General features: G+C 58.3%; 7 protein-coding genes and 3 tRNA genes. All 10 read left to right on the top strand.

The window, feature by feature from the left end; translation table 11 throughout:
* On the top strand, nt 1-1487 hold a 1487-nt coding region (purF, locus tag ACIOWA_RS21555), incomplete at its 5' end, for an amidophosphoribosyltransferase (protein WP_401161818.1).
* 80 nt (nt 1488-1567) lie between these two features.
* On the top strand, nt 1568-2779 hold the full coding sequence (locus ACIOWA_RS21550) for an O-succinylhomoserine sulfhydrylase (RefSeq protein ID WP_401161816.1): 1212 nt from the start codon (nt 1568-1570) through the stop codon (nt 2777-2779).
* A complete protein-coding gene (locus tag ACIOWA_RS21545; RefSeq protein ID WP_339433416.1) occupies nt 2776-3552 on the top strand; it encodes an SDR family oxidoreductase in 777 nt (258 codons plus the stop codon). Before ACIOWA_RS21550 ends, ACIOWA_RS21545 begins: the two co-directional genes overlap by 4 nt.
* A 176-nt stretch (nt 3553-3728) precedes the next feature.
* A tRNA-Val gene (locus ACIOWA_RS21540) sits at nt 3729-3804 on the top strand.
* Between the two features lie 56 nt (nt 3805-3860).
* Nucleotides 3861-3937: transfer RNA gene (locus ACIOWA_RS21535), tRNA-Asp, on the top strand.
* Between the two features lie 94 nt (nt 3938-4031).
* Nucleotides 4032-4108: transfer RNA gene (locus tag ACIOWA_RS21530), tRNA-Asp, on the top strand.
* Nucleotides 4109-4631: 523 nt separating this feature from the next.
* Entirely contained in the window at nt 4632-5204 is a 573-nt protein-coding gene (locus ACIOWA_RS21525) for a TetR/AcrR family transcriptional regulator (protein ID WP_339433415.1), read from the top strand.
* A complete protein-coding gene (locus tag ACIOWA_RS21520; RefSeq protein ID WP_401161813.1) occupies nt 5201-6169 on the top strand; it encodes an EamA/RhaT family transporter in 969 nt (322 codons plus the stop codon). The genes ACIOWA_RS21525 and ACIOWA_RS21520 overlap by 4 nt, the downstream gene beginning before the upstream one ends.
* A 333-nt stretch (nt 6170-6502) precedes the next feature.
* A complete protein-coding gene (locus ACIOWA_RS21515) occupies nt 6503-9334 on the top strand; it encodes a xanthine dehydrogenase family protein molybdopterin-binding subunit (protein ID WP_401161811.1) in 2832 nt (943 codons plus the stop codon).
* Complete coding sequence (locus ACIOWA_RS21510; RefSeq protein ID WP_339433412.1) at nt 9327-9866, top strand: (2Fe-2S)-binding protein; 540 nt, start codon at nt 9327-9329, stop codon at nt 9864-9866. The genes ACIOWA_RS21515 and ACIOWA_RS21510 overlap by 8 nt, the downstream gene beginning before the upstream one ends.
* Nucleotides 9867-9868: the final 2 nt, after the last annotated feature.

Genomic DNA, 9868 nt, shown 5'->3' with positions numbered 1-9868 from the left:
ACGCCCACCCCCCCCACGTCAATCAGGCGCTGTATGACGCGCTAACCGTGCTCCAGCACCGCGGCCAGGACGCTGCCGGTATCGTGACCAGCCATGATGGCCGGTTGTTCTTGCGCAAGGATAATGGTCTGGTGCGTGACGTGTTTCATCAGCGTCACATGCAGCGCCTGGTCGGCCATATGGGTATCGGTCATGTTCGCTACCCGACGGCGGGCAGCTCGACTTCGGCCGAAGCTCAGCCGTTTTACGTCAACTCGCCTTACGGCATCACCTTGGCGCATAACGGCAACCTGACCAACGTTGAGCAGTTGGCCAAAGAGATCTACGAATCCGATCTGCGTCACGTCAACACCAGTTCCGACTCGGAAGTGCTGTTGAACGTTTTCGCTCACGAGCTGGCCCAGCGCGGCAAGCTTCAGCCGACCGAAGAAGACGTGTTTGCCGCTGTCACCGACGTGCACAACCGTTGCGTTGGCGGTTACGCCGTCGTGGCAATGGTGACCGGTTACGGCATTGTCGGTTTCCGTGACCCGCATGGTATTCGCCCGATCGTATTCGGCCAGCGTCACACCGACGAAGGCGTCGAGTACATGATCGCCTCGGAAAGCGTTTCCCTGGACGTGCTCGGATTCACTCTGATTCGCGATCTGGCACCGGGCGAAGCGGTCTACATCACTGAAGACGGCAAGCTGCACACCCGTCAGTGCGCGACCAACCCGTCCCTGACTCCGTGCATCTTCGAACACGTCTACCTGGCGCGTCCGGACTCGATCATCGACGGTGTGTCGGTTTACAAGGCCCGTCTGCGCATGGGTGAGAAGCTCGCCGAGAAGATCCTGCGCGAGCGTCCAGAGCACGACATCGATGTGGTTATCCCGATCCCCGACACCAGTCGCACTGCAGCGCTTGAGCTGGCTAACCATCTGGGCGTGAAGTTCCGCGAAGGTTTCGTCAAGAACCGTTACATCGGTCGTACTTTCATCATGCCGGGTCAGGCTGCCCGCAAGAAGTCGGTACGCCAGAAGCTCAATGCCATTGAGCTGGAATTCCGCGGCAAGAACGTGATGCTGGTCGACGACTCGATTGTTCGTGGCACCACTTGCAAGCAGATCATCCAGATGGCCCGCGAAGCCGGCGCGAAAAACGTCTACTTCTGCTCGGCCGCTCCAGCAGTGCGATTCCCGAACGTGTACGGCATCGACATGCCAAGTGCTCATGAATTGATCGCTCACAACCGTTCGACTCAGGATGTGGCTGATCTGATCGGTGCTGACTGGCTGATCTATCAGGACTTGCCTGACTTGATCGAAGCGGTCGGCGGCGGCAAGATCAAGATCGAAAACTTCGATTGCGCGGTGTTCGACGGCAAGTACGTCACTGGCGACGTCGACGAGGCTTATCTGGACAAGATCGAACAGGCACGCAACGATGCCTCGAAGGTCAAGACCCAAGCGGTCAGTGCGATCATCGATCTGTACAACAACTGAGTTTCTACCGGCCCTGAGGGGCCGGTTTTGTATCTGGCAAAAGACTTCCATTTATTCAGCGCAGGGCAAGGAGTGACAGCATGAGTCAGGAATGGGATGCCGGTCGGCTTGATAGCGACCTCGAAGGCGTAGCGTTCGATACCCTGGCCGTACGTGCCGGTCAGCACCGTACGCCGGAAGGTGAGCACGGTGATCCGATGTTTTTTACGTCCAGCTACGTGTTCCGCACCGCTGCCGACGCGGCTGCGCGGTTTGCTGGTGAAGTGCCGGGCAACGTCTACTCGCGTTACACCAACCCCACGGTGCGCGCGTTTGAAGAGCGCATTGCGGCGCTGGAAAGCGCCGAGCAGGCTGTTGCGACCGCCACGGGTATGGCCGCGATCATGGCGGTGGTGATGAGTCTGTGCAGTGCCGGCGATCATGTTCTGGTATCGCGCAGTGTGTTCGGTTCGACCATCAGCCTGTTCGAGAAGTACTTCAAGCGTTTCGGCGTTGAAGTCGATTACGTACCCTTGGCCGAACTTTCGGCTTGGGAGGCGGCGATCAAGCCCAATACCAAATTACTGTTCGTCGAGTCGCCCTCCAATCCGCTGGCTGAGTTGGTGGATATCACCGCGCTGGCGCAAATCGCTCACGCCAAGGGCGCTATGCTGGTGGTCGATAACTGCTTCTGCACGCCTGCGTTGCAGCAGCCATTGAAGCTCGGTGCGGACATCGTCGTGCACTCGGCGACCAAATTCATCGACGGCCAGGGCCGTTGCATGGGCGGCGTGGTGGCTGGTCGTAGCGAGCAGATGAAAGAGGTCGTCGGTTTCCTGCGTACCGCCGGGCCAACCCTGAGCCCGTTCAACGCGTGGATCTTCCTCAAAGGTCTGGAAACCCTGAACCTGCGGATGAAGGCCCACTGTGCCAATGCGCAACAACTGGCTGAATGGCTGGAGCAGCAGGAGGGCATCGACAAAGTCCATTACGCCGGTCTCAAGAGCCATCCGCAGCACGAGTTGGCCCAGCGCCAGCAGAAGGGGTTCGGTGCCGTGGTGAGTTTCGAGGTCAAGGGTGGCAAAGAGGGCGCCTGGCGTTTTATTGATGCAACCCGGTTGATCTCGATTACCGCCAACCTCGGCGACAGCAAAACCACCATCACGCACCCGAGCACCACCTCTCACGGCCGACTCGCGCCGCAGGAGCGTGAAGCAGCAGGCATCCGCGACAGTCTCATCCGCATCGCCGTAGGGCTGGAAGACGTGGTCGACCTGCAAGCCGACCTGGCGCGCGGTCTGGCGGCGTTGTGATCGAGTTGTCCACTCTGAAAGCGGGGACCCATGGCCGTGTTGCGCTGGTCACGGGTGCCGCGCGCGGAATCGGCCTGGGCATCGCTGCCTGGCTGATCAGCGAAGGCTGGCAGGTCGTGCTGACGGATCTTGATCGGTCGCGTGGGTCGAAAGTGGCGAAAGTGCTGGGCGAGAACGCCTGGTTCATCGCCATGGACGTGGCGCAGGAAAGCCAGGTCGCGCTGGGCGTGGCTGAGGTGTTGGGGCAGTTTGGGCGTCTCGATGCGCTGGTGTGCAATGCGGCGGTCGCTGATCCGCACAACATCACCCTGGAAAGCCTGGATCTGGCTTACTGGAATAGGGTGCTGGCGGTGAATCTCAGTGGGCCGATGTTGCTGGCCAAGCATTGTGCTCCTTATCTGCGAGCGCACAACGGCTCGATCGTCAATCTGGCGTCGACCCGTGCCGGGCAGTCCGAGCCGGATACTGAAGCCTACGCTGCGAGCAAGGGCGGTCTGTTGGCGTTGACGCATGCGCTGGCTATCAGCCTCGGGCCAGAGATTCGCGTCAATGCAGTCAGTCCGGGCTGGATCGATGCGCGCGATCCTTGCGCGCGTCGCGCCGAACCGCTGGCCGATACCGATCATGCCCAACATCCGGCGGGCAGGGTAGGGACGGTCGAGGATGTGGCGGCGATGGTGGCGTGGCTGCTGTCGCGCAATGCCGGATTTGTCACCGGGCAGGAGTTCGTGGTCGATGGCGGTATGACCAAGAAGATGATTTACGCGCAGTGAAAGCCAGCTTCAAGCTGTAAGTCAAAGCACGGCAGTGAGGCGCCTGGTGTATGTGTTCTTGCTTTTGCTTGTTGCTCGACACTTATCGCTGAAAGCTGTTTTTGAAAAAAACTTCAATCCTGCTATTGACTTAGGTTCACTACCTGCGTAAATTTCGCGGCCTCGGAGATGCAAACGGGTGATTAGCTCAGCTGGGAGAGCGTCTGCCTTACAAGCAGAATGTCGGCGGTTCGATCCCGTCATCACCCACCACTCCCCGAGAGACTTGCGTAAGCAAGAGCGTAGGCTGAAAGTGCCTGCACCGACGCGCAGCGGTAGTTCAGTCGGTTAGAATACCGGCCTGTCACGCCGGGGGTCGCGGGTTCGAGTCCCGTCCGCTGCGCCATATTTTACGAGTCAGGCATTGTCTGGTTCGCGATTGCAAAGCACCGAAGCTTTCAGTCAAAACGAGTTACTTGAGCGAAAGCTCAAAGCGATACGCAGCGGTAGTTCAGTCGGTTAGAATACCGGCCTGTCACGCCGGGGGTCGCGGGTTCGAGTCCCGTCCGCTGCGCCATATCTGTTTCAAGGACCACTGAACGCCTTGAAGCACCGAAAAAGCCGTTGGCTAATTCGGAATCGATAGCAAAAACCTTGGTCGAAAGACCGGGGTTTTTTGTGTCTGAAATTTGACCTTTCCCGTTTGGCTTCTTTCAGTCGACCGATATTGAGCACAAATCCCTGTGTGCGAGCCTGCTGGCGATAGCGCCAGTGCAGCCAATATCTTTGGAAGATGCACATCACCATCGTGAGCAGGCTGTAAGCGCGCGGCCAGCTCACCTTCCGAACTCCAGTATTCGCAGTGTGCAAATGAAATCACTGAGTCGCTGCCGCAAAGCGGGCGTCCGTATAACCACGCGAGGCCTTTGAGCGCTTATACAGCGTAGCGAAATTCAGGACAGACCAAATCTTGCGATTTACTGCTGCGTTGGCATGCTGCGGTCTGTGTCGTGACGGCCATGATTAAGGTCGTATCTGGATGTGTCTCCAGCTTACCGGTCAGTATAGTCAACTCCGTCCCGATGCCGGAGTGCCTAAAATTGGACAATACCCGTGAGCGATTGATTGACTCAGCGCTGAAGCTGTTTCTGTCGGAAGGTATATACATTACTGGTGTGATGGCCATCGCCGCGATGGCGGGTGTTACCAAGATGACGCTCTACAGCCATTTCCCCTCAAAGGATGCGCTGATCGTGGCTTGCCTCGAGAAGCGTGATCTGCGCTGGCGCGAAGAGGTCGCGCGCACTTTGGCAAGACAACCTGACCCTGTCAGTGGAATGCTCGCTTTTTTCGATCTGTATCAACGCTTTCTTTTGAAAGATAGCGGGCGCGGATGTCTGTTCGTCAACAGTGCGGCTGAATTCCCACAATTTAGCCACCCAGTGCATTTGGCTGTAAGCAGGCATAAGCAAGGGGTGCGCGAAAACCTCACTGCATTGGCCGTGAGTGCCGGTCTGAGCGACCCTCACGTAGTTGCTGAGGGGTTGTTTATCTTGCTGGAGGGTAGTTTTGTCACCGGCGCCATGGGCCAGGACGCGCAGGTATTCGACACTGCGCGGCAAATGGCTCATTGCTGGATCCGCAAGCAGGCTGGGCAGGAGCAAAGCGTATGACCCTTGGCTTGTTAGCGGCCATTGCTGCCACTTTTTCTTGGTCGCTGCTTTACATCTTTCCGGGGCTTGTCGGCGATTACAGTCTTTTTGATCTGGCTGTGGTGAGCTATGCCTTTGCCGGTTTGGGTAGTCTGTTAGTGCTGTTTGTTTACCGTGGCGAAGTGCGGCAGTTGAGGCTGGGCGACTGGGCTTGCGCCGCACTGTTGGGCTTCCTGGGATACATCGGTTACTTCTTTCTGATTACCACTGCGGTCTTGGCAGCCGGGCCGGTGATCCCTCCGGTGATGATGGGGTCAGTGCCTATCGTACTTGCGATTGCCGGCAACATGCGCAGCTCCAGCGTGCCTTGGCGCGCCATTTCCGGGCCGTTGTTGGTGGCGGCTTTAGGCATCAGTCTGGTCAACTTGAGCGTGTTTGATTTTGGTAGCGCCACGGTGGTGCTACCGACAACCTCGATAATGTTTGGACTCCTGGCATCGTTGCTTGCAATCGGATTCTGGACGGGTTTTGGCCTGATAAATGAAAGTGCTTTGGCTCGACGCCCAAGTATGTCGCCCATGTTGTGGTCCGCCATGCTGATCTTCATGTGCAGCGTCGAAATGCTGGCTTTCATCCCGGCTGGGCTTTACTTGAAGTTGTCCCACTTCGCTAGCCATTCGGGCGGGTTGGCAGGTACTCAGGCGCTAATAGTCTGTGGATTAATTCAGGGCATGGGAGCCACCCTTGCAGGTGCCTGGGCATGGTCAATCGCAACCCGGCGCCTACCTCTGGCGCTGAGCGGGCAATTGATCGCCAGCGGGACTATTTATGCAACTGCGATGGGTTTGCTCATCAACCAGCGCTGGCCCTCTCCTATGGAAGCGCTTGGGACAGGGTTGCTATTCGTTGGGGTGGTGTGGGCTATTCACGCCTTTTATCGCAGAAGAGCACATAGCGAGATGCATCGTTTAAAAACTGGCCTTTGACTAATGTGAATGTGTCGGTACGGGCATTTCAGGTACCTGCTTTGGATTGATTTGTACTGGGCGGACGCAGACAGCAGGCTCACTCCTGCAGAAGCTGGACAGCGTTTTGTCCAGTGACTTGCTGCGGCGCAAGGTCGCAGTAATTCTGATTCTTTAGTCAGATTTTTGTAACTGCTTGTTTGCCGCAGCCGCAGAAACCTTTAAAGTTAACCTTTCGGTCAGCTTTGCACTGTCAACACGGCTCTTGGCCACGCCAGAAAGGGCTTCTGCAAGACTCGAGATTCCCAGTAGATAACCAGAAGGGTGGACTCATAACCGCCCAGAGGATGATCCATGTCCAACCGTGAAATATCCCGGCGCTCGTTCCTTCAGGGTGGGCTGGTGGCGGGAGTGAGCGTTACGCTCACGCCGCTCAGCAGTCAGGCGCTGGCTGCCTTGATGGAAAACAGCGTCACCGTGCCGTCCGAAAAGTGGCTCGGCAACAACGGCAAGGCGCGCCAGCGTAACGACGCTCTGTCCAAGGTCTGCGGCAGCAAGGTGTTTGCTCGCGACATCCGCTCCAGGGACATGCCGGGTTGGCCTGAGCAGCAAGGCCACGCCATGCTGCTCAAAACCACCAAGGCTGACCATATCTATAACGGTTACGACCTGTCGTGGCTGGGCGCCGATTTGCAGCCTGACCGCATCGTCACCGCTGCCGATCTGGACAAGGACGGTATCGTTTTCCCGGAAGAGCACGCGCCAGATCCACTTTTGCCTGAGGGCAAGGTGCCGATGTTCATCGGCCACCCGGTCGCTATCCTGATCTGGAACGACTTCGAGCGTTTTCGTCAGGCCAAGAACAAGCTCAAATTCAATGACAAAGCGATTCGTTACGGCGCCAAGGTGCCTTACTACGAAGGCGACCCCTACGGCAGTTTCCGCTACGTACGTGTGGGTGGCCCGACGTCGGCAGACGAAGATGAATTCGCCAGCCTCAAGGACTCGATCCTGTTCCCGATGCTGAAAAACCGTCGTCCGGTGTGGAATTCCCAGCCGAACCTGCACGGCAACCTGACCGAACGCGGTTTGTTCTACGCCGACCGCATGAAGAAAGAGATCGATACGCCGCCGGATAACTGGCTGGTGTTCGACGAGCGTTACAAGACCCCATCGATCGAACCTGCCGCCATGGAGCCGGACAACGGGAACGGTTGGTACGACCCGGCCACCAAGACGCTGCACTTCGTGGTGGCGACCCAGTGCCCACTGGAAGCTGCGACCGAGACCGCGAAAATGATCGCGCCCTCGCGCTTCGGTCTGGCGAACCTGAACATGCACCCCGGTTACACCGTCGGTTACGGTTCCAAAGACCACAACATCTTCGTTTACTACGCAGCACTCGCTGCGCTTTACGGTGCCGGTGTGCCGGTGCGCCTGGCCAACGATCGCTACGAGCAATTCCAGAGCGGCATCAAGCGCCACCCGTTCGACATCCGCTACCAATTGGCCGTGGACAAGAACGATTACACCTTCAAGATTTTCCGCGCCGAAATGAGTGTCGACGGTGGCGGGCGGGTCAACTACAGCCCCTCGGTTGCGGCAGTTGGCGCCACGGCGGCGCAGTCGATCTATTACATGCCGCAGAACGATCTGCAGGTCACCGCTTATCACTCACGCGCTGTTGAGGCGGGCTCGATGCGCGGTTACGGCACGCTGCAAAGCATGGCGTCGACCGAAATGATGGTTGACGAAATTGCCAATCGGCTCGGCGTCGATGCGATCGATTTGCGCCGCAAGAACGCGTTGCGTTCGGGTATGAAGAACACTCAGGGCGCGATCCCGGCCGGTGCTCTGCGCCTGCACGAGATTCTCGACAAGGCCGCAGTGCACGAAGTCTGGAAAAACCGCGACGCCATCAAGAAGCAGCGCGAAGCAGCCGATCCGGACAACTGGTACGGCGTCGGTTTCGCCATTTGTCAGAAAGACTTCGGCACCGGCTCCGAAGCACCGATGGCCAGTATCGAATTCACTGCCGAGGGGCGCATCACCCTGCGTCATATCGGCATTGAAATCGGCACCGGCATGTCGACTTCGCAAGCCCTGGTCGTCGCTGATTTCCTCGGTAGCCCTGCCCATGAAGTGAAGACCGGCGAAACCGAATGGAAGGAAATGCAGCTGATTACCAGCGGCAACCCTTACATCATGAGCCAGGCCGAGCAGGACAATCTGCTGCGCAACCCGCGTTGGGTCGGCAAGCTGGCTTCGGCTTCCTCGGCGACCAACTCGGCTTACTACTTCAGCCACGCAACCCGTGAGGCAGCGCGCGTGCTGTTCAACAACGGTTTGTGGCCGGCGGCCATGGAAATCTGGCGTCAGGGGCCTTACGGCGGTCAAGCCAACCCTTACGTCGTGCGTCGTGAAGACGCGCATTGGGTCGACGGAAAACTCACGGCCAACGGCATGCAGCCGTTGAGTTTCGAAGAGTTGGCCAAGCACGCTCATGAGCGCGGTCTGGTGACCGGCGCCACTGTTCATGCGTTCAACCGCTGGAGTTGGGCCGAGGCCGAATACAGTATCGACGGCGTGCGCGAGCGTTTACCGCTTGACGGTCTGGCGGTGAAGTACGGCGATGGTGCGCCGAAGGCGAAGAAAGCGCTGATGAGCACGGCGGGTTTCCACCTGTTGGATCGCCAGAACATCAACTACCCGGTTGTTCAGTTGAACAACGCGGCGGTGACTTACTACAGCCCGGTCGCCACCCTGGTCGAGTTGAAGGTCAACAAAGGCTCGGCGCAAGTCGAAGTGCTCAACCATCATTCTTGGGTCGAATGCGGTCGGGTGTTGGTTGAAGAACTGGTCAAGGGGCAGCTCGAAGGTGGGGTCGCCATGGGTATTGGTCATGCGTTGATGGAAGAGATGCCGCTGTACGAGGGCGGGCCGGGGGAGGGTGACTGGAACTTCAACCGTTATCGCCTGCCAATGGCCCGGCACGTCGCGGTGTGGAAGCAGACGGCAGAGATTCTGCCACCGCTGTCACCCAGCGATCCGTCCAAAGGTATCGCTGAAGTGGTGATGATTCCGGTGGTCGGCGCCATTGGTAATGCCGTGGCGCACGCCATCGGTAAACGTGTTCGCGATCTGCCTATCACTGCTGCGCGCATCAAGGAGGCCCTCAATGGCTAACCGTCCGCTTCAACTGACCCTCAATGGTCAATCCGTCGGCCCGGTGGACATCCCTGATGACCTGCCGATGATCGACTACCTGCACGAATACAAAAACCTGACTGGCTCGCGTCTGGGCTGCGGCCAGGGTATTTGCCACGCTTGCGTGGTGATCGTCGATAACCCGGACGGCACCAGCGAAGAAGTGCGCACCTGCATTACCGGCGCGCATTACTTCGAAGGCAAGAAAGTCCGCACCATCGAATCGCACGCCAAGCGTGACGAGAGCGGGCAGGTCACCGAGCTGAATCCGATCCAGCAGCGCTTTGTTGATGAGTTCGCCTTCCAGTGCAGCTACTGTGCGCCGGGCTTCGTCAACGCCGCGACCGTGTTGGTGGAAAAGCTGCAACGCCAGCCAATCGTCCAAAGCAAACTCGAACAAGTCATCGAGGACAGCCTCGGTCATCACATATGCCGTTGCACCGGGTACGTGCGTTATTACAACGCGACCCGCAACGTGCTGACCGATCTCGGCCTGGTCAAGGAGGGTTAAGC

Source organism: Pseudomonas sp. NPDC087614 (genome assembly GCF_044743485.1).
Taxonomy (GTDB): Bacteria; Pseudomonadota; Gammaproteobacteria; order Pseudomonadales; family Pseudomonadaceae; genus Aquipseudomonas; species Aquipseudomonas baetica_A.
Note: the sequence above shows the minus strand (reverse complement) of the source record. Positions and strands in the feature narration are given on the sequence as shown.

Coding starts and splice junctions, on each gene's coding strand:
- ACIOWA_RS21515 (WP_401161811.1), top strand. CDS start 6,503: ATGTCCAACCGTGAAATATCCCGGCGCTCGTTCCTTCAGGGTGGGCTG.
- ACIOWA_RS21520 (WP_401161813.1), top strand. CDS start 5,201: ATGACCCTTGGCTTGTTAGCGGCCATTGCTGCCACTTTTTCTTGGTCG.
- ACIOWA_RS21550 (WP_401161816.1), top strand. CDS start 1,568: ATGAGTCAGGAATGGGATGCCGGTCGGCTTGATAGCGACCTCGAAGGC.
- ACIOWA_RS21510 (WP_339433412.1), top strand. CDS start 9,327: ATGGCTAACCGTCCGCTTCAACTGACCCTCAATGGTCAATCCGTCGGC.